This is a genomic window from Klebsiella sp. JN_Kp126, from assembly GCF_033843325.1.
GTDB classification, from domain to species: Bacteria; Pseudomonadota; Gammaproteobacteria; order Enterobacterales; family Enterobacteriaceae; genus Klebsiella; species Klebsiella michiganensis.
The window spans coordinates 52,688-71,774 of record NZ_JAWXQV010000095.1 but is presented as its reverse complement, the minus strand read 5'-3'; the positions used below and the strand labels follow the sequence as shown (position 1 = coordinate 71,774).

At 54.3% G+C, this 19,087-nt stretch carries 25 protein-coding genes; 12 read left to right on the top strand and 13 right to left on the bottom strand.

Annotated elements, in window-relative coordinates:
- Window positions 1–5 precede the first annotated feature (5 nt).
- From ptsN to SIK97_RS26950, 9 genes are all read right to left on the bottom strand, one after another.
- The gene (gene ptsN / locus SIK97_RS26990) at window positions 6–494 is read right to left on the bottom strand and encodes a PTS IIA-like nitrogen regulatory protein PtsN (RefSeq protein WP_004854593.1); all 489 of its coding nucleotides are present in this window, start codon (window positions 492–494) and stop codon (window positions 6–8) included.
- A gap of 65 nt (window positions 495–559) precedes the next feature.
- Entirely contained in the window at window positions 560–847 is a 288-nt protein-coding gene (gene hpf, locus SIK97_RS26985; RefSeq protein ID WP_004106167.1) for a ribosome hibernation promoting factor, read from the bottom strand.
- A gap of 22 nt (window positions 848–869) precedes the next feature.
- The gene (gene rpoN, locus SIK97_RS26980) at window positions 870–2,303 is read right to left on the bottom strand and encodes an RNA polymerase factor sigma-54 (RefSeq protein WP_004854591.1); all 1,434 of its coding nucleotides are present in this window, start codon (window positions 2,301–2,303) and stop codon (window positions 870–872) included.
- Between the two features lie 47 nt (window positions 2,304–2,350).
- Window positions 2,351–3,076: an LPS export ABC transporter ATP-binding protein gene (lptB, locus tag SIK97_RS26975; RefSeq protein ID WP_004125705.1), complete on the bottom strand. Its 726-nt coding sequence runs from the start codon at window positions 3,074–3,076 to the stop codon at window positions 2,351–2,353.
- A gap of 6 nt (window positions 3,077–3,082) precedes the next feature.
- Entirely contained in the window at window positions 3,083–3,628 is a 546-nt protein-coding gene (lptA, locus tag SIK97_RS26970; RefSeq protein WP_004125703.1) for a lipopolysaccharide ABC transporter substrate-binding protein LptA, read from the bottom strand.
- On the bottom strand, window positions 3,597–4,172 hold the full coding sequence (gene lptC / locus SIK97_RS26965) for an LPS export ABC transporter periplasmic protein LptC (RefSeq protein ID WP_004854587.1): 576 nt from the start codon (window positions 4,170–4,172) through the stop codon (window positions 3,597–3,599). Before lptC ends, lptA begins: the two co-directional genes overlap by 32 nt.
- Complete coding sequence (kdsC, locus tag SIK97_RS26960; protein WP_004854584.1) at window positions 4,169–4,735, bottom strand: 3-deoxy-manno-octulosonate-8-phosphatase KdsC; 567 nt, start codon at window positions 4,733–4,735, stop codon at window positions 4,169–4,171. Before kdsC ends, lptC begins: the two co-directional genes overlap by 4 nt.
- Window positions 4,736–4,749: 14 nt before the next feature.
- Window positions 4,750–5,754, bottom strand: a complete 1,005-nt coding sequence (gene kdsD, locus SIK97_RS26955; protein WP_160741439.1) for an arabinose-5-phosphate isomerase KdsD — start codon at window positions 5,752–5,754, stop codon at window positions 4,750–4,752.
- Window positions 5,751–6,728 (bottom strand): calcium/sodium antiporter, encoded by a 978-nt coding sequence (locus SIK97_RS26950; protein WP_004854581.1) that lies wholly within the window; start codon window positions 6,726–6,728, stop codon window positions 5,751–5,753. Before SIK97_RS26950 ends, kdsD begins: the two co-directional genes overlap by 4 nt.
- A gap of 209 nt (window positions 6,729–6,937) precedes the next feature.
- Between SIK97_RS26950 and mlaF the strand changes: the two genes are divergently transcribed.
- From mlaF to murA, 7 genes are all read left to right on the top strand, one after another.
- Window positions 6,938–7,750 (top strand): phospholipid ABC transporter ATP-binding protein MlaF, encoded by an 813-nt coding sequence (gene mlaF / locus SIK97_RS26945; protein WP_004125691.1) that lies wholly within the window; start codon window positions 6,938–6,940, stop codon window positions 7,748–7,750.
- 7 nt (window positions 7,751–7,757) lie between these two features.
- Window positions 7,758–8,540 (top strand): lipid asymmetry maintenance ABC transporter permease subunit MlaE, encoded by a 783-nt coding sequence (gene mlaE, locus SIK97_RS26940; protein WP_004125690.1) that lies wholly within the window; start codon window positions 7,758–7,760, stop codon window positions 8,538–8,540.
- 4 nt (window positions 8,541–8,544) lie between these two features.
- A complete protein-coding gene (gene mlaD, locus SIK97_RS26935; protein ID WP_014226983.1) occupies window positions 8,545–9,096 on the top strand; it encodes an outer membrane lipid asymmetry maintenance protein MlaD in 552 nt (183 codons plus the stop codon).
- A gap of 18 nt (window positions 9,097–9,114) precedes the next feature.
- Complete coding sequence (gene mlaC, locus SIK97_RS26930) at window positions 9,115–9,750, top strand: phospholipid-binding protein MlaC (RefSeq protein WP_004125682.1); 636 nt, start codon at window positions 9,115–9,117, stop codon at window positions 9,748–9,750.
- Window positions 9,750–10,040, top strand: a complete 291-nt coding sequence (mlaB, locus tag SIK97_RS26925) for a lipid asymmetry maintenance protein MlaB (protein WP_014839634.1) — start codon at window positions 9,750–9,752, stop codon at window positions 10,038–10,040. The genes mlaC and mlaB overlap by 1 nt, the downstream gene beginning before the upstream one ends.
- 135 nt (window positions 10,041–10,175) lie before the next feature.
- Window positions 10,176–10,430, top strand: coding sequence for a BolA family iron metabolism protein IbaG (gene ibaG / locus SIK97_RS26920; protein WP_004106141.1), 255 nt, complete (start codon window positions 10,176–10,178; stop codon window positions 10,428–10,430).
- A gap of 54 nt (window positions 10,431–10,484) precedes the next feature.
- Window positions 10,485–11,744 (top strand): UDP-N-acetylglucosamine 1-carboxyvinyltransferase, encoded by a 1,260-nt coding sequence (murA, locus tag SIK97_RS26915; RefSeq protein WP_004854569.1) that lies wholly within the window; start codon window positions 10,485–10,487, stop codon window positions 11,742–11,744.
- Between the two features lie 55 nt (window positions 11,745–11,799).
- Here murA and sfsB read toward each other — a convergent pair whose 3' ends face one another.
- Entirely contained in the window at window positions 11,800–12,072 is a 273-nt protein-coding gene (gene sfsB, locus SIK97_RS26910; RefSeq protein ID WP_004854566.1) for a DNA-binding transcriptional regulator SfsB, read from the bottom strand.
- A gap of 197 nt (window positions 12,073–12,269) precedes the next feature.
- Window positions 12,270–13,241, bottom strand: a complete 972-nt coding sequence (ispB, locus tag SIK97_RS26905) for an octaprenyl diphosphate synthase (protein ID WP_047722875.1) — start codon at window positions 13,239–13,241, stop codon at window positions 12,270–12,272.
- Between the two features lie 260 nt (window positions 13,242–13,501).
- Between ispB and rplU the strand changes: the two genes are divergently transcribed.
- From rplU to cgtA, 4 genes are all read left to right on the top strand, one after another.
- Window positions 13,502–13,813, top strand: a complete 312-nt coding sequence (rplU, locus tag SIK97_RS26900; RefSeq protein ID WP_004106123.1) for a 50S ribosomal protein L21 — start codon at window positions 13,502–13,504, stop codon at window positions 13,811–13,813.
- Window positions 13,814–13,832: 19 nt separating this feature from the next.
- Complete coding sequence (gene rpmA, locus SIK97_RS26895) at window positions 13,833–14,090, top strand: 50S ribosomal protein L27 (protein WP_003861831.1); 258 nt, start codon at window positions 13,833–13,835, stop codon at window positions 14,088–14,090.
- Window positions 14,091–14,185: 95 nt separating this feature from the next.
- Entirely contained in the window at window positions 14,186–15,151 is a 966-nt protein-coding gene (locus tag SIK97_RS26890) for a DMT family transporter (protein WP_032751479.1), read from the top strand.
- A gap of 15 nt (window positions 15,152–15,166) precedes the next feature.
- Window positions 15,167–16,339: an Obg family GTPase CgtA gene (gene cgtA / locus SIK97_RS26885; protein WP_004125676.1), complete on the top strand. Its 1,173-nt coding sequence runs from the start codon at window positions 15,167–15,169 to the stop codon at window positions 16,337–16,339.
- Between the two features lie 45 nt (window positions 16,340–16,384).
- Here the strand turns inward: cgtA and dacB are convergent, their stop codons facing one another.
- Window positions 16,385–17,818 carry a serine-type D-Ala-D-Ala carboxypeptidase gene (gene dacB / locus SIK97_RS26880; RefSeq protein WP_057173180.1) on the bottom strand — a complete coding sequence of 478 codons (1,434 nt, stop codon included), beginning with the start codon at window positions 17,816–17,818 and terminating at the stop codon, window positions 16,385–16,387.
- A 234-nt stretch (window positions 17,819–18,052) separates the two neighbouring features.
- Here dacB and greA point away from each other — a divergent pair, with 234 nt between their 5' ends.
- Window positions 18,053–18,529 (top strand): transcription elongation factor GreA, encoded by a 477-nt coding sequence (greA, locus tag SIK97_RS26875; RefSeq protein ID WP_004854554.1) that lies wholly within the window; start codon window positions 18,053–18,055, stop codon window positions 18,527–18,529.
- Between the two features lie 152 nt (window positions 18,530–18,681).
- Here greA and yhbY read toward each other — a convergent pair whose 3' ends face one another.
- Window positions 18,682–18,975 carry a ribosome assembly RNA-binding protein YhbY gene (gene yhbY / locus SIK97_RS26870; protein ID WP_004139797.1) on the bottom strand — a complete coding sequence of 98 codons (294 nt, stop codon included), beginning with the start codon at window positions 18,973–18,975 and terminating at the stop codon, window positions 18,682–18,684.
- Between the last annotated feature and the right edge of the window lie 112 nt (window positions 18,976–19,087).

Sequence of the window (19,087 nt, the reverse complement as noted above, 5' to 3'; positions counted from 1 at the left end):
TTCCGTTACGCCTCATTATTACTTCCCGCTTCAGTAATGATTTCATACAGCTCTTCATCACTTTGCGCAGCGCGCAGGCGGCGGCAAATAGTTTTATCTGCCAGACGTTTCGCCACCAGCGAGAGCGTATGCAGATGCGTTTTAGTTTGATCGGCCGGGACAAGAAGGGCAAACAGCAGATCGACGGGTTGATTGTCGATAGCATCGAAGGCAATTGGGGTTTCCAACTGAACAAAAACGCCCACGGCCCGCAGCGTATCCTCTTCGAGTTTACCGTGTGGGATCGCAATACCGTTGCCAATCCCGGTACTGCCCATTTTCTCACGGGTGAGGATCGCCTCGAAGACGATCTGGGGCGGTAAGCCTAACTGCTTTGCCGCCAGCTCGCTGATGATTTCCAGCGCGCGTTTTTTGCTCTGGCAGTGAACCTGGCTACGGGTACATTCCTGGTTAAGGACATTGCTCAGTTGTAGAGCCGAATCGTTATTTATCATAATTTCACCTGAGCTCTCCTGGCCAACCGCCTGCGGGCGGTTGGCGTAGGCTATTGCCCGGACAATTAGTGTTGTTTCAGTTTATCTTTATGTTTTGTTAGCTGTCTTGCCAGCTTATCGATAAGACCATCGATCGCAGCATACATATCCTGCCCTTCCGCACTGGCATGGATTTCACCACCGTTGACATGCAGATTGGCGTCCGCTATTTGCGTCACCTTCTCCACTTTTAACACAATGTAGACCTGGTTGATCCTGTCGAAAAACTGCTCCAGTTTGCTGAACTTCGCGGTAACGAAATCGCGCATCGCGGGGGTTATTTCAACGTTGTGTCCTGTAATGTTGAGCTGCATAGTGTCTTCCTTATCGGTTGGGTCAAACCAGCTGCTTACGCTGATTTGACGGCGGAATGGATAAAGACTCTCGGTACTTAGCAACGGTTCGCCGCGCCACCATAATACCCTGATCGGATAGCAGGGTGGTGAGCTTACTGTCACTCAATGGTTTCGCGGGGTTTTCCGCGGCGATTAATTTCTTCACCAGCGCACGAATGGCCGTCGACGATGCTTCGCCGCCGCCTTCGGTGTTTACATGGCTGGAGAAGAAATACTTCAGCTCAAAAATACCGCGCGGACTGTGCAGGTATTTTTGCGTAGTAACGCGTGAAATGGTGGATTCATGCATTTCGACGGCCTGAGCGATGTCCGCCAGCACCATCGGTTTCATAAACTCTTCACCTTGTTCAAAAAAAGCCTGCTGCTGTTCGACAATGCAGCGGCTGACGCGCAGAAGGGTGTCGTTGCGGCTCTCGAGGCTCTTGATAAGCCAGCGCGCTTCCTGCAGGTTGCTGCGGATAAACTGGCCGTCAGCGTCATTGCGCGTACTGTTACCCATGGCGGCATAGTGCTGGTTGATCTTCAGGCGCGGAAGGCTATCTGAATTGAGCTCAACGACCCAACGATCGTTCACTTTACGCACCAGAACGTCAGGAATGACATATTCTGGCTCGCCAGTCTGGATCGACTGGCCCGGGCGCGGATCCAGCGATTGGATCAGATTTACTGCTTCCTTTAGCACGTCTTCTTTGAGGCGGGTCACGCGCATCAGGCTACGGAAGTCGTGATTGGCAAGCAGATCAAGGTGATCGCTGATGATCAGGCGAGCTTCATCAATCCACGGCGTCTCTTTGGCAAACTGTGAAAGCTGCACCAGCAGGCAATCGCGTAAATCTTTTGCCGCCACGCCGACGGGATCGAAACGCTGAATGCGCTTGAGAACCGCTTCTACTTCTTCAAGCCCGATTTCATCATCGCCAATACTTTCCACGATGTCTTCGACAGGAACGGTCAGGTAGCCAGTATCATCAACGGCATCGACGATAGAGGTCGCGATCGCGCGATCGGTATCGGTGAAGGGCGTCAGTTCAACCTGCCACATCAGATAATCCTGCAGGCTTTGCGTGGTCTCGCCCTGGTAGACGGGCAGTTCATCATCCTGGTAATCAACGCCGTTCCCTGACGGCGTTCCGGCGGTGTAAATCTCATCCCAGCTGGCATCAAGCGGCAGCTCTTCGGGCATGTCTTTCTGCTCAAGGGCGTCGACGGTATCCAGAGACTCACGATCTTCGGCCTCTTTGGTTTCTACCTCATCGTGAAGATCGGTTTGCTCCAGCAACGGGTTGCTGTCCAGCGCCTGCTGGAGTTCTTGCTGGAGTTCTAACGTGGACAGCTGCAGTAGACGAATCGCCTGCTGCAGTTGTGGCGTCATGGCAAGCTGTTGGCTTAGCCTTAATTGCAAACCTTGCTTCATATTCAGGGCCAATATCTCCGGCTAAAACGTCTGTAACCTCTACCCTATCAGAGTCTGAAGTCTTCCCCAAGATACACGCGCTTAACCTGCTCGTCTTCAAGGATTTGCTGTGGCGTACCGTGAGCTATCAGGTGGCCCTGGCTGACGATATAAGCACGCTCACACACGGCCAGCGTTTCCCGGACGTTATGGTCGGTTATCAGGACGCCAAGACCGCTGTCGCGCAGGTGTTCAATAATGCGTTTGATATCAATGACGGAGATGGGGTCCACGCCGGCGAAGGGTTCATCCAGCAGGATAAATTTCGGGTTAGCGGCCAGCGCGCGGGCGATCTCGACGCGGCGGCGTTCACCACCGGAGAGCGCCTGGCCGAGGCTATCGCGCAGATGCTCAATGTGAAACTCCTCCATCAGCTCTTTCGCCCGGTCTTCACGCTGCTCGTTGCTCAGGTCGTCGCGAATCTGCAGTACCGCCATCAGGTTATCGTAAACGCTCAGGCGGCGGAATATGGAGGCCTCCTGCGGCAAATAGCCGATTCCGCGACGCGCGCGCGCGTGCAGGGGCAGCAGGCTGATATCTTCATCATCGATGATAATGTTGCCGGCGTCGCGCGGTACGATACCAACGACCATATAGAACGTGGTGGTTTTACCGGCACCGTTCGGACCGAGCAGACCAACAATCTCGCCCGAATTCACGGTCAGGCTGACGTCTTCTACAACGCGGCGGCCTTTATAGGCTTTAGCAAGATTCTTTGCAGTTAATGTTGCCATAACGAATTACTTACCCTTCTTTGACTGATCGCTACCCTTGTCCTGCAGCTGCGAAGGAACCAGAACCGTGGTCACGCGCCCGCCTTTATTGCTGAAGGCCTGCATTTTTTGCTCTTTCACCAGGTAAGTGATTTTGTCGCCCTGGATATTGCTATCGATCTGTTCCAGATGCGCATTGCCGGTCAGGACGACAAAGTCGTTTTGCAGTTCATAATGCATTTTCGACGCGCGGCCTTTTACCGGCTTACCGTTGTCCTGCATCTGGTAGAAGGTGGCCGGGTTACCGTAGCCATCAATAACCTCTTTGCCTTTCTCTCCACCCGGACGGGTCACAACAACTTTGTCGGCGTTGATTTTGATCGTTCCCTGAGTGACGACAACATTCCCCGTAAAGGTGACGACGTTGCCCTGCATATCCAGCGACTGCTGATCGGATTCAATGTGAATCGGCTGATCGGTATCACCTGTCTTTGCCTGTGCCGACAGGCTGGCGGCCAGTAAGGCGCTGGCGAGCGCAATCTTAAGGCTGAGTTTGTTTGTTCTGAATTTCATATGAGGTTCTAACCTTTTCAATCAGCTCGGCATTTTTACTGCGCAGGTTCCCGCGCATTTTCAGGCCGCTGGAATTAAATGTTGTTCCGTACAACGTCACCATGTCATCGGAGGTAACATCCTGCGTCACCAGGTTTATCTGGGCGTTATCCGTCGTAATTTTGCGCAGTTGAGAATCCGCCGTCAGCGCATTTACCTCAACGTGCCCGTAAAGATACAGCATGCGGTCATTCGTCAACTTAGCTTTATCCGCTTTGATAGACCAGGTTGGTACTTTATTGGTATCAAAGGTGGTCATCACCGGTTTTGTGAACCACGAGAGCTGCTGTTCGGAAAAATACTCCACGTGTTCCGCGATGAGCCGGTAGTTAAGCGCCCCTTCGGGGCTATACACGACGGTATCAGTATGCTCGCTGGTATACGTTGGATCGTCAGGATTGATCGCTTGCTGGGTGGTATCGTCCGTACTCGCCAGGTTCAGGCCGATCAGGATCAGCGCGACCAGCGACAGTAAAATGATAACCCAACGTCTGGTTTTACTCATATAGATTGCCCTTTGGCCTCATCCAGCTTGCCCTGCGCCAATAGTAGCAAATCGCACACTTCGCGTACCGCTCCGCGACCCCCGTTGATACGAGTAACGTAATCCGCGCGCGGGAGCAGCAGCGGATGCGCATCGGCTACCGCTATGCTTAAACCTACTTCAGCCATCACCGGCCAGTCGATCAGATCGTCGCCAATATAGGCGACTTCATCCGCGCTAACGGCCAGTTTATTGAGTAGTTCACGAAACGCCAGCAGCTTATCCGACTGCCCCTGGTAGAGATGCGTAATGCCCAGCGTTTGGCAGCGATCTTCCACCAGTTTAGCGTTTCGCCCGGTAATTATCGCCACTTCAATATCTGAAGTCAGGGCGCAGCGGATACCGTAGCCGTCGCGCACGTTAAACGCCTTCAGCTCTTCGCCGTTGTTACCCATATAGATAAGACCGTCGGACAAAACGCCGTCTACATCAAGTATCAATAAACGGATCTTCGCCGCCCGGTCAAGAAAGTCCTGGCTTACCGGCCCGTAGCAGGTCGCTATCAGGGCATCAGCATTATTCATTATTTTTTCCTTACTTACACTACGCCCGCGCGCAGGAGATCGTGCATATGTATCACACCTACCAGACGGTCGCCATCAGCAACCAGCACGCAGGTGATATGACGGGACTGCATCAGGTTCAGCGCATCAACGGCCAGCGTGCCGGGACGGATGCGGATTCCGCCTCGCGTCATCACTTCGGCAATACTGGCGTTACGCATATCAATGCCGGTATCAAATACGCGGCGCAGATCGCCATCGGTGAAGATGCCGATGATATTCATTTCATCATCGCAAATGGCGGTCATGCCTAAATTTTTGCGCGTGATTTCCAGCAACGCATCGCGGAGCGTGGCCTCCAGGCCAACGTGCGGAATTTCATCGCCGGTGTGCATGATATCATTGACCCGCAGCAGTAGCTTACGGCCCAGAGCGCCGCCAGGGTGCGATAGCGCAAAATCTTCAGCGGTAAAACCGCGGGCTTCCAGCAGCGCTACGGCAAGGGCATCGCCCATGACCAGCGCGGCGGTGGTGCTTGACGTGGGGGCCAGCCCTAACGGGCAGGCCTCTTTGGGCACCTTCACGCACAGATGAATATCCGCCGCGCGCGCCATGCTGCTTTCCGGTCGGCTGGTGATACAAATCAGCGCCACCTGCTGGCGCTTAAGCACCGGAATCAGGGCGAGGATTTCATTTGACTCGCCCGAGTTGGATAGCGCGATCACCACGTCGCATGGAGTTACCATGCCTAAATCGCCGTGCGCGGCCTCACCGGGATGAACGAAGAAAGATGACGTTCCGGTACTGGCGAAAGTGGCTGCCATTTTTCGCCCGATATGGCCGGATTTCCCCATTCCCATCACCACAACTTTACCGGTACAGCGGAAAATGGTCTCACAGGCACGGGTAAAATCTTCATTAATGTATTGATCGAGCTGGGCCAGACCTTCACGTTCAATGTCCAGAACCTCGCGGCCTGCCCGTTGAAAGTCAAAATCCGCTGGCAAATCTATTTGCGACATAATGTTATCCCGAATCATTCAACGAAGAGCGGCGCTGTCCAGTACAGCATCGCTAACCAAAGCACAAAACCACCCAGCAGCAGGGCACCGGCAAGGCGACCGGGCTGCTGCTTACGGCGCCAGCACAGCGCGGCGAAGATCAGGCTGACCAGCAGCATGACGCCATAATCGCGGGTAAAGGCCTCGGCGGCAAAGGTGCCTGGCGCAATCAGCGCGGGGAGCCCGAGGACCAGTACAATATTAAGAATATTAGCGCCAATGATATTGCCGATAGCGATGTCATTTTCGCCTTTTCTCGCTCCGGCGATGGCCGTGGCCAGCTCGGGCAGGCTGGTGCCGATAGCGACGACCGTTAAGCCGACGGTCAGTTCGCTGATAGCAAAAAAGTTTGCCAGCACCGTGGCGTTATCGACCACCATCCGCGTAGCCATCGGCATCACAATCATCGCGACGCCCAACCAGAGCAGCGCGACGGGAAGCGAGCCTTCTCGCGGCAGCTCCGCCAGCTGTTCACGGGTCAGGCTGTCGTTACCCTGGCGTTCCGCAAGGCGGGCAATTTTAAGGGTAAACAGCAGCCACAGAATGGCCAGCGCCAGCAAAAAAAGGCCGTCTATCCGCGTAAGCTGGCCGTCGTACAGCACAAATCCTGCCAGTAAACTAACCAGCAACATTAACGGCAATTCGCGGCGCAGGATATCAGAATGCACGGTAAAAGGTTGAAACAGCGCGGTGAGGCCGAGGATCAGCAGGATATTGGTGATATTCGATCCGAGAGCGGTGCCGATCGCCAGATCGGTTTGCCCATGCAGGGAAGCGGCGGCGGAAACAATCACTTCCGGCAAACTGGTACCGATGCTGACTACCGTCATGCCAATAATCAGGGGAGGGATCCCCAGCATACGGCAGAGTATTGAAGCGGCGTAGACCAGACGATCGGCGCTGTAGACAACCAGCAATAAACCAATAATTAACAGAGCCGTCGCTAAGAGCATCTAAAGTCCTTTCTTCAGGTATAATCGTCGCCTCGCTGGCCGTCCGTAGGCAGCGTAACGAATTCTTAATTTTGACTTTATGTGTGCCAAAAGTAAAACAAATGCCAGCTTTCGCTAACCCGGGCGGGTAAGATTCTGTAAAAATGTTGGGTTTGTGGTGAAAGAAAGCGCCATGCTTAGCCCGACGGGTGTCTAGTAAGGATGATTTTATGAGCCAGAGTTCGGCGAATCTAGTCGAAGTGCGCGGTATTCGCTTCTCGAGGGGCGATCGCGTGATCTTCGATGATATCTCGCTATCGGTACCCCGCGGCAAGATCACCGCGATAATGGGGCCATCAGGGATCGGCAAAACCACCCTGTTACGTCTCATCGGCGGTCAGATCCCGCCCGATAAAGGCGAAATCCTGTTTGATGGTGAAAACGTACCGCAGATGTCGCGTTCGCGCCTGTATACCGTCCGCAAGCGCATGAGCATGCTGTTTCAGTCCGGCGCGCTGTTCACCGATCTGAATGTGTTCGATAACGTCGCTTATCCGCTGCGCGAGCATACGCGTCTGCCGGAAGCGCTGCTGCACACCACGGTGATGATGAAGCTGGAAGCCGTTGGGCTACGTGGAGCCGCGAAGCTGATGCCTTCTGAGCTTTCCGGCGGCATGGCGCGCCGTGCCGCCCTGGCGAGGGCGATTGCGCTCGAACCTGATTTAATCATGTTCGATGAGCCCTTTGTCGGGCAGGACCCCATTACGATGGGGGTGCTGGTGAAGCTGATTTCTGAACTCAATAGCACCCTGGGTGTCACCTGTATCGTGGTTTCGCATGATGTGCCGGAGGTGCTCAGCATCGCGGACTTTGCATATATCGTGGCGGACAAAAAGGTCGTAGCGCATGGGAGCGCGCAGTCGCTGCGTGAAAATGCCGATCCTCGGGTTCGTCAGTTCATTGATGGTATCGCCGACGGCCCGGTGCCGTTCCGCTATCCGGCGGGTGATTATCATCATGATTTATTGGGCAAAGGGAGTTAAGCGACTCATGTTGTTAAATGCGCTAGCCGCGCTTGGGCATCGCGGTATAAAAACTATCGCGACGTTCGGGCGTGCTGGATTAATGCTCTTCAACGCGGTTGTGGGCAAGCCTGAGTTTCGCAAGCATGCGCCGCTGCTGGTGCGTCAGCTGTACAACGTTGGCGTGCTATCGATGCTGATCATCATTGTATCGGGTCTGTTTATCGGTATGGTGCTGGGCCTGCAGGGCTATCTGGTGTTGACCACCTATAGCGCCGAAACCAGTCTGGGCATGCTGGTGGCGCTGTCGCTGCTGCGTGAGCTGGGACCGGTGGTCGCCGCGCTGCTGTTTGCCGGGCGTGCCGGCTCGGCGCTGACTGCTGAAATTGGCCTGATGCGCGCAACGGAGCAGCTCTCCAGTATGGAGATGATGGCGGTCGACCCGCTTCGCCGCGTGATCTCTCCGCGTTTCTGGGCGGGGGTGATTTCACTGCCGTTGTTAACGATTATTTTTGTGGCGGTCGGCGTTTGGGGCGGCTCGCTGGTCGGTGTCAGCTGGAAGGGCATCGATGGCGGATTCTTCTGGAGCGCGATGCAAAACGCCGTTGACTGGCGGATGGATCTGGTTAACTGCCTGATTAAGAGCCTGGTTTTCGCCATTACGGTAACATGGATCGCGTTATTTAACGGTTATGACGCTATCCCCACTTCCGCCGGGATTAGCCGGGCGACGACGCGTACCGTGGTGCATGCGTCGCTGGCGGTTCTGGGGCTGGATTTTGTGCTGACTGCGCTGATGTTTGGGAATTGAGTTCATGCAAACGAGAAAAAATGAAATCTGGGTAGGGGTGTTTTTACTGGTTGCGCTGCTGGCCGCGCTGTTTGTCTGCCTGAAGGCGGCAAACGTAACCTCTTTACGTACCGAACCGACTTATCGGCTCTATGCCACTTTTGACAATATCGGCGGTCTCAAAGCGCGCTCTCCGGTGCGGATTGGCGGCGTTGTCGTTGGACGCGTGGCGGATATTACGCTCGATCCTAAGACCTACCTGCCTCGCGTCGCGCTCGATATTGATGAGCGCTACAACCATATTCCGGATACCAGCTCGCTGGCGATCCGAACTTCCGGTCTGCTGGGCGAACAGTACCTGGCGATGAATATCGGGTTTGAAGATCCTGAGCTGGGAACCACTATCCTTAAAGATGGCGGTACCATTCAGGACACCAAATCCGCAATGGTGCTGGAAGATTTGATAGGCCAGTTCCTTTATAACAGTAAAGGTAGCGACAATAAGAATTCTGGCGATGAACAGGCTGCTGGAGAGAGTCATACTGACGCTACGCCGCCAGCCGGCACGACGCACTAATTTCAGGAGAGTTAAGATATGTTTAAACGCTTACTAATGGTCGCCATGCTGGTGATTGCCCCCTTGACTGCGGCCACCGCCGCGGATCAGTCCAATCCGTACAAGCTGATGGACGAAGCGGCGCAGAAAACCTTCGATCGCCTCAAGAACGAGCAGCCGAAGATTCAGGCCAACCCGAACTACCTGCGCGATATCGTCGATCAGGAACTGCTGCCCTATGTTCAGGTGAAATACGCCGGCGCGCTGGTGTTAGGTCGTTATTACAAAGAAGCGACTCCGGCGCAGCGTGAAGCCTATTTTGCCGCCTTCCGCGAATATCTGAAGCAGGCCTATGGCCAGGCGCTGGCGATGTATCACGGTCAGACCTATCAGATTGCCCCTGAGCAGCCTTTGGGCAGCGCGACCATTGTTCCTATCCGCGTCACCATCCTTGATCCGAATGGCCGTCCGCCGGTGCGCCTGGATTTCCAGTGGCGTAAAAATACCCAGACCGGTAACTGGCAGGCGTACGACATGATTGCGGAAGGGGTGAGCATGATCACCACTAAACAAAACGAGTGGAGCGACCTGCTGCGTACTAAAGGCGTTGATGGTCTGACGGCGCAGCTGAAGGCAAGCTCAGCGCAGCCGATTACTCTGGAACAGAAAAAATAATGACCGGGCAGCTGAGCTGGGCTCGCGATGGTGAGACGCTGGCGCTGCGCGGAGAGCTGGACCAGGATCTTTTGGTCCCGCTGTGGGAAGCGCGCGCGCAGGCGACGGATGGCGTGTCCGCCATCGACCTGAGCGCCGTGACCCGCGTGGACACCGCCGGGCTGGCGCTATTAGTGCATTTTATCGCACTGGTTCGTCGGCAGGGCGGGGAAGCGAAGTTGACCGGGAAGAGTGAAAATCTGCAAACCCTGGTCAGGTTGTATAACCTTCCTGCTGATATGATCCCATAACTTTTTCAGTGCCTTAGTGCTGAAGCTATTCTGAAAGCCCCATCAAACTTTTCGATGGGGCTTTTTGCTTGTTTAAGACGGCGCCACTTTCCTCTAAGATGTTGGGCTGTTTTCACTATCAGATAAATGTAGCCCATGGAAAATCATGAAATTCAGACCGTGCTGATGAACGCACTCTCCCTTCAGGAAGTCCACGTCTCTGGCGATGGCAGCCACTTTCAGGTTATTGCTGTGGGTGAGATGTTCGACGGCATGAGTCGGGTCAAGAAGCAACAGGCTATCTATGCCCCGCTGATGGAATATATTGCCGATAACCGCATCCATGCTCTGTCGATTAAAGCGTTTACTCCGCAGGAGTGGGCGCGAGACCGCAAACTTAATGGCTTATAAGCTGTGGGGATGTTCCCCGCAGCGTATGTGAATTCTTAACAGAGAACAGAATCAATGGATAAATTCCGTGTTCAGGGGCCAACTCGTCTTCAGGGCGAGGTCACCATTTCCGGCGCGAAAAACGCCGCCCTGCCAATCCTCTTTGCCGCGCTATTAGCCGAAGAGCCGATTGAGATCCAAAACGTACCGAAGCTGAAAGACATCGATACCACCATGAAACTGCTGAGCCAGCTGGGCGCGAACGTTAAGCGCAACGGCTCCGTATGGATCGATGCCGGCCCGGTCGACGTTTTCTGTGCTCCGTATGACCTCGTCAAAACCATGCGCGCGTCTATTTGGGCGCTGGGACCGCTGGTGGCGCGTTTTGGCCAGGGGCAGGTTTCTCTTCCCGGGGGCTGCGCCATCGGCGCGCGCCCCGTTGATTTACACATTACCGGCCTTGAGCAGCTGGGTGCGGAAATCAAGCTGGAAGAAGGTTATGTCAAGGCGTCGGTTAATGGACGTCTGAAAGGCGCGCATATTGTGATGGATAAGGTCAGCGTTGGCGCTACCGTGACCATCATGAGCGCTGCGACGCTGGCGGAAGGTACGACCGTTATCGAAAACGCCGCGCGCGAGCCGGAAATTGTCGATACCGCGAACTTTCTCAACACGCTGGGTGCGAAGATCAAAGGTCAGGGTACCGATCGTATCACCATCGAAGGCGTAGCGCGCCTCGGCGGCGGCGTCTACCGCGTTCTGCCGGATCGTATTGAAACCGGGACGTTCCTGGTGGCGGCGGCGATTTCTGGCGGTAAGATCCTGTGCCGCAATGCCCAGCCGGATACCCTTGATGCGGTTCTGGCCAAGCTACGCGACGCCGGTGCGGATATCGAAACGGGCGAAGACTGGATTAGCCTGGACATGCACGGCAATCGTCCGAAGGCCGTCAACGTGCGTACTGCCCCACATCCAGGCTTCCCGACCGACATGCAGGCTCAGTTCACCTTGCTGAATCTGGTTGCCGAGGGCACCGGCGTGATCACCGAGACGATCTTCGAAAACCGTTTCATGCATATCCCGGAACTGATCCGTATGGGCGCGCATGCGGAAATCGAGAGCAATACGGCGATTTGCCACGGCGTGAAGCAGCTTTCTGGCGCCCAGGTGATGGCGACGGATCTGCGTGCGTCAGCCAGCCTGGTACTGGCGGGCTGTATTGCGGAAGGTACGACGATTGTCGATCGTATTTACCACATTGACCGCGGCTACGAACGTATCGAAGACAAGCTTCAGGCGCTTGGTGCGAATATCGAACGCGTCAAAGGCGAATAAGCCGTAGCAGCAGCCCTCTGACGTTTGTCCGGGGGCTGTTGTCTGCAACCTCGCTTTACTTGTTGTTCTTCCTTGGGCGCATCATTTGCGTTCTGTCGATAAACTGATGGGTATGGGGATCGTGATAGCGCGATGGCCATATTACCCACGGATCGGTTTCCAGCGCGTTAGCAATAATCAGCTCGCCCTTGGGCCAGGGCCGGGTCAGCGCATTGGCGAGCGTTGAAGAACTTAAACCATTACGCCGCGATTCAGCTGCCAGCGACGTCCCTTTTTTGCGTAATCCGGCAATAATATCCGCCGGATGCCAGTCGATGAACTTATCCATAAATTCTCCTGGTAATAAACATGCCTGGCGTCCTTAATGGACGACAAAATGACTATACCGCGGGTTCCAGTAATGTTCTAACAAGTTCTTTTAATGGATTTGATATTAGGAATATATCAAGGCATACGGCTGAATTTGGTTTTTTTGACGCTTACTGGAACTTTCCCGCGGTTTGCGCGGGAAAGTAAGAGGAGGGGTTAGTGATCGCGTTGCACAGCGATGTGGGCAAGACCGATTAGCGCTTCACGCCACGGAGAATCGGGAAGGACCTGAAGCGCGGCAATTGCTTTATCAGCCTCTTCCTCCGCGCGTTTTTGGGTCCATTCCAGCGAGCCGCAGGTTGCCATCGTTTCCAGTACGGCGTCGAGAAGATGACGGCCATTACCCTGCTCAATCGCCCCACGGATCATGGCGGACTGCTCTGCGTTGCCGTGTTGCATAGCATGCAGCAGCGGAAGGGTGGGTTTGCCTTCATTCAGATCGTCACCGACGTTTTTACCCAGACGCTCACCGTCTGAACTGTAGTCAAGCAGATCGTCGATCAGCTGGAAAGCGGTACCCAGATAGCGTCCGTAATCCTGTAACGCTTTCTCTTGTTCTACGCTGCAGTCGGCCAGAATGCCGGAGCACTGGGCTGCGGCTTCAAACAAACGTGCGGTCTTGCTGTAAATGACCCGCATGTAGTTTTCTTCAGTGATATCCGGGTCGTTAACGTTCATCAGCTGCAGGACTTCGCCTTCGGCAATGACGTTAACGGCTTCCGACATCACTTCCAGCACTCTCAATGACCCAAGGCTGGTCATCATCTGAAAGGCGCGGGTGTAGATAAAATCACCGACCAGCACGCTAGCCGCATTGCCAAAAGCGGCGTTTGCGGTGGCTTTTCCCCGGCGCATATCAGACTCATCGACGACATCATCATGCAGCAGGGTGGCGGTATGGATAAATTCGATCAGCGCGGCAATGGCGACGTGAGCATTTCCCTGATATCCAACGGCACGCGCGGCCAGTACGGCAATCATCGGGCGAATGCGTTTACCGCCTCCGCTAACAATGTAATAGCCTAACTGATTGATAAGCTGAACATCAGAGTCGAGTTGCTCAAGAATTGTCGCATTGACGCCCGCCATATCCTGCGCGGTTAACTCATTGATTTTTTCTAAATTCATCGCAAAAGCCGGGCCAAATGTCCTGTTACCGCGTATCCGAATGGGATCACAGAAGGATTAAGATAGAATTAAAAGAAGCTATGATTGTACTGAAAAATTGCCGTAGTTAAACGCTGGAGTGAAAGTTGTGTTTTTTTTCTGCGTTGATCGCTGATCGCTCTTGTCAAAGGCTCGCGTTTTGCGTAATATTCGCGCCCTATTGTGAATATTTATAGCGCACTCTGAATCATACGAAGAGGTGCGCGGAAGCGGAGTTTTATATGTACGCGGTTTTCCAAAGTGGTGGTAAACAACACCGAGTAAGCGAAGGTCAAACCATTCGCCTGGAAAAGCTGGACATCGCAACTGGCGAAGCTGTTGAGTTCGCAGAAGTGCTGATGATCGCAAACGGTGAAGAAATTAAAATCGGCGTTCCTTTCGTTGAGGGCGGCGTAATCAAAGCTGAAGTTGTTGCACACGGTCGTGGCGAGAAAGTTAAAATCGTTAAGTTTCGTCGTCGTAAACACTACCGTAAGCAGCAGGGCCATCGTCAGTGGTTCACTGATGTGAAAATTACTGGCATCAGCGCCTAAGACCTGAGGAGAGATTTAAATGGCACATAAAAAGGCTGGCGGCTCAACTCGTAACGGTCGCGATTCAGAAGCTAAACGCCTGGGCGTTAAGCGTTTCGGTGGCGAATCCGTTCTGGCGGGTAGCATCATCGTTCGTCAACGTGGTACCAAATTCCACGCTGGCACTAACGTAGGTTGCGGTCGTGACCACACTCTGTTTGCTAAAGCAGATGGTAAAGTGAAATTCGAAGTTAAAGGCCCGAACAACCGTAAATACATCAGCATCGTTGCTGAGTAAGTTTTTCGTGGTCCGGTAACGGATTAAAGCCCCGCAACGTGTTGCGGGGCTTTTTACATTGAAACCCCGGAAAATTTTCTGCAGGGAAAACGGGCATGAAGCAGCAGGCCGGCATCGGCATTATTTTAGCGCTCACCACGGCGATGTGCTGGGGTGCCCTGCCGATAGCAATGAAGCAGGTTCTTGAAGTGATGGAACCGCCGACGGTGGTGTTTTACCGCTTTTTGATGGCAAGTTTTGGTCTTGGCGCTATCCTCGCCATGAAAAGAAAGCTGCCCCCGCTGCGGATTTTTCGCAAGCCGCGGTGGTTGATACTGCTGGTTATTGCGACAGCGGGTTTGTTCGGTAACTTCATTCTGTTTAGTTCTTCCTTGCAATATCTCAGCCCCACCGCTTCCCAGGTGATTGGCCAGCTGTCTCCGGTCGGCATGATGGTGGCCAGCGTTTTTGTCCTTAAAGAGAAAATGCGCGGCACTCAGGTTGTGGGAGCGCTGATGCTGGTGAGCGGTCTGGTGATGTTTTTTAACACCAGCCTGATCGAGATTTTTACCCGCCTGACGGACTACACGTGGGGGGTAATTTTCGGCGTAGGTGCGGCGACGGTGTGGGTGTGCTACGGCGTCGCGCAAAAGGTGTTATTGCGCCGTCTGGCATCACAGCAAATCCTTTTTTTGCTGTACACTTTATGTACGATATCGCTATTGCCATTAGCGAAGCCTTCGCAGGTGCTGGCATTAAGCGACTGGCAGCTGGCCTGTCTGGTTTTTTGCGGGCTCAATACCCTGGTCGGCTACGGCGCTCTGGCGGAAGCAATGGCGCGCTGGCAGGCGGCGCAGGTGAGCGCGTTGATTACCTTAACGCCGCTGTTTACGCTGCTGTTTTCAGATTTATTATCACTGGCCTGGCCCGACGTTTTCGCCAGACCGCTGTTGAACCTGATGGGTTATCTCGGTGCGTTTGTCGTGGTTGCGGGCGCGATGTATTCCGCCGTCGGTCATCGTCTTTGGGGACGATGGCGTAAGCGAGAAGCGGTTGTGCCGCTCCCCCGCTCAGGCGAATGATTTACGGAGAGTAAAATGAAGTTTGTTGATGAAGCAACGATCCTGGTCGTAGCAGGCGATGGCGGCAATGGTTGCGTTAGCTTCCGCCGCGAAAAATATATCCCGAGAGGCGGCCCGGACGGCGGTGACGGCGGTGACGGCGGCGACGTCTGGCTTGAGGCGGACGAAAACCTCAACACCCTGATCGACTACCGTTTTGAGAAGTCTTTCCGCGCTGAGCGCGGGCAGAACGGTCAGAGCCGTGACTGTACCGGTAAACGCGGTAAAGACGTAACGGTGAAGGTACCGGTAGGGACTCGCGTCATCGATCAGGGCACCGGCGAGACGATGGGTGATATGACCAAGCACGGTCAGCGCCTGATGGTCGCCAAAGGCGGCTGGCACGGTCTGGGTAACACCCGTTTCAAATCGTCCGTTAACCGTACTCCACGTCAAAAGACGATGGGGACGCCGGGCGATAAGCGCGATCTGCAGCTGGAGCTGATGCTGCTGGCGGACGTCGGCATGCTGGGAATGCCGAATGCGGGTAAATCGACCTTTATTCGTGCCGTTTCCGCCGCGAAGCCTAAAGTCGCTGACTATCCGTTTACTACGCTGGTGCCGAGCCTCGGCGTGGTGCGTATGGACAACGAGAAGAGCTTCGTGGTGGCGGATATCCCGGGGCTGATTGAAGGCGCCGCTGAAGGCGCGGGTCTCGGTATTCGCTTCCTGAAGCACCTGGAGCGCTGCCGCGTGCTGCTGCATCTCATCGATATCGAGCCGATTGATGGTTCCGATCCGGTGGAGAACGCGCGGATTATTATCGGTGAGCTGGAAAAATACAGTGAGAAACTTGCTTCTAAGCCGCGCTGGCTGGTCTTTAACAAGATTGACCTGATGGACAAAGCTGAGGCGGAAGCGAAAGCGAAAGCTATCGCGCAGGCGCTGGGCTGGGAAGATAAGTTCTACCTGATTTCGGCGGCCAGCCAGCAGGGCGTAAAAGACCTGTGCTGGGACGTGATGACCTTTATCATCGAAAACCCGATTGTGCATGCGGAAGAAGCGAAGCCTGCCGAAAAAGTCGAGTTTATGTGGGACGACTACCACCGCCAGCAGCTTGAAGAAGCTGAAGTGGAAGATGATGAAGACTGGGATGATGATTGGGATGAAGACGACGAAGAAGGCGTTGAATTCATCTACAAACGTTAATCCTGAACAAACGAAAAGGGCCGCCAATGATGCGGCCCTTTTGCTTTAGTTGTTCTGATAGAGGTCTTTGTACAATCGGCTTTCGAACCGCACCAGTGGAATGCGGCGATTACGCTGGTCGGCCGGAGGCACGGCGTAGCCAGACAGGTATTGCACGAACGCCATCTTCTGCCCGCTGGTCGTCGTGATGAAACCGGCCAGGTTATACACCCCCTGCAGTGAACCCGTTTTCGCCGAGACTTTGCCATCGACACCTGCCTGATGCAGGCCTGCGCGGTACTGCAGAGAACCATCATGGCCGGCCAGAGGCAGCATCGAGATAAAGTTGAGTTCATTATCGTGCTGGGCGATGTACTGCAGCACCTGCATCATCGTCGCGGGTGCGATGAGGTTATGGCGCGACAGACCTGAGCCATCGGCAATGATGGTATTCCCGAGATCGACGCCGGCCTGCTGACGTAAGATCTGCCGAACCGCATCGGAACCGGCTCGCCAGGTACCCGGTACGCTGAAGCGAGCGTGCCCAATGGTGCGGAATACCGTATCGGCGATCATGTTGTCCGATTTTTTCAGCATAATACGCAGCAGATCGTGCAGCGGCGCAGATTGTGTACTTGCCAGGACGGTACCCGGATCGTTTGCCAGCGTCTGGCGCAGCAGCGTACCGCTCCAGGTGATGTCGGCGTCGGCCAGCTCAGCTTTCAGAATCGCACCGGCGTAGCTGGCGCCATCCTGAATGGCAAAAGCCAGCGGCAGCGGCTCGCTGCGCTGCGGCAGACAGCCGGTCAGGGTATAACGGTTCAGATCGCCGGGAACCACGTCAAGCTCACAGTACTGGGCTTCAGAAGAGCCCCGGGGCAGCGTACGCACCTGGCTGAACATGGTCACCGGGTAGTAAGACGCCACGCGAATAAACGCCAGATCGCCCGGCTTTTGCGCGCTATAGAGCGAGATGGAGAAGCAGTTCCGATCGACAATCGCCGCCGCCGGCGGGGCGCTAAAGCACTGCGTCATATCGTTCCATGGCCAGCCCGGCGCTTTGTCATGGCTGGCGAAGATGGAGGTATCGATCAGCACATTACCTTCAATTCGCTGGACGCCTGCTTTCTTCAGCGTGGCCACCATATTACGAATATCCTGACGCCTGAGGGTAGGATCGCCACCAAAGCGCGCAATGAGGTCGCCTTTCAGGACGCCGCCATCGAGGCTGCCTTTCGTTTCCAGCGTCGTGGTGAAGCGGAAGTCCGGACCCAGCTGCAGCAGCGCAGCAAGCGCGGTTATCACTTTTTGGGTGCTGGCGGGGAGCGCCATCTGCTGGCTATGGTAGTCTATCTCCGGCGTCGGGGATCCCACCTTCTGCGCCATAAAGGCAAGGTTTGCGCCCGCAGGAAGCTGATTGATGTACTCGTCAATATTCGCCGCCTGAGCGCTAAGCGCTATACCGGCAGTCAATCCGATGATAAATCTGGAAAATCGCATAATCTCGCGCTAACAACCTGAAACCAGTCCGTCATACTACGGTGCATCGCCCTGTAAAGTAAACGATGACCCATAGTGAACTTCAGGGTAAAATACGTATCAAATTGAAAATTGCTGCTGGCCTGGGGATGACTTTCCGGGTCGGTTTTCTTTTGCTCCGGCCCTGCTCAAGTCTTGACCGGCTGCGGAGCGGCGTTGTCTGCTCCATGAAGGAATGAAAAAGAGGTATAACAAATGCAAGCTATTCCGATGACCTTACGTGGCGCTGAAAAACTGCGCGAAGAACTGGATTTTCTGAAGTCCGTACGTCGTCCTGAAATCATCGCGGCCATCGCTGAGGCCCGCGAGCACGGCGATCTGAAAGAAAATGCTGAGTATCATGCTGCCCGTGAACAGCAGGGCTTCTGTGAAGGTCGCATTAAGGATATCGAAGCGAAGCTGTCGAACGCGCAGGTCATCGATATCACCAAAATGCCCAACAATGGCCGGGTGATTTTTGGTTCGACGGTCAGCGTTCTGAATCTCGATACGGATGAAGAGCAAACTTATCGTATCGTTGGCGATGACGAGGCCGATTTTAAGCAAAATCTGATTTCTGTAAACTCACCGATTGCACGTGGTTTAATCGGTAAAGAGCAGGACGATGTGGTGGTTATCCGTACACCGGGCGGGGAAGTCGAATTCGAAATTCTTAAGGTTGAGTACCTTTAATTCGAATTTAACGCTACGATGTTGATGGATTGTAAAGAAAGGAAAAAGGCCGCGTAGCGGCCTTTTATCAGCGTCCGGAGCATGGCATTTTGCTCGTCTACCCGCAGAAAACCCTCGATTTACACAAAGTTGTGTCGATAACCAGGATATTCTTAGCGTGGCAGCGAGATTTTACGCTCTTTAGTCGGGCGGTACAGAACCAGCGTTTTACCGATGACCTGTACATTACAGGCGCCGGTTTCGCGCACGATAGCTTCCACGATCAAGGTTTTAGTTTCGCGATCTTCCGAGGCGATCTTCACCTTGATAAGTTCATGGTGCTCTAACGCTTGTTCAATCTCGGCCAGTACCCCTTCGGTCAAACCATTGTTGCCAAGCATAACTACCGGCTTGAGCGGATGTGCCAGACCTTTCAGGTGCTGTTTTTGTTTAGTACTCAGATTCATCGTATTTTTTTGCTTACGTTGGGATTGAAAACGGTTCATTCTACCGCCATCTCCCATATATCGCCAAACTACCGCGTCGATTTTTACGTCGCGAAGTACGATGAACCCGAAA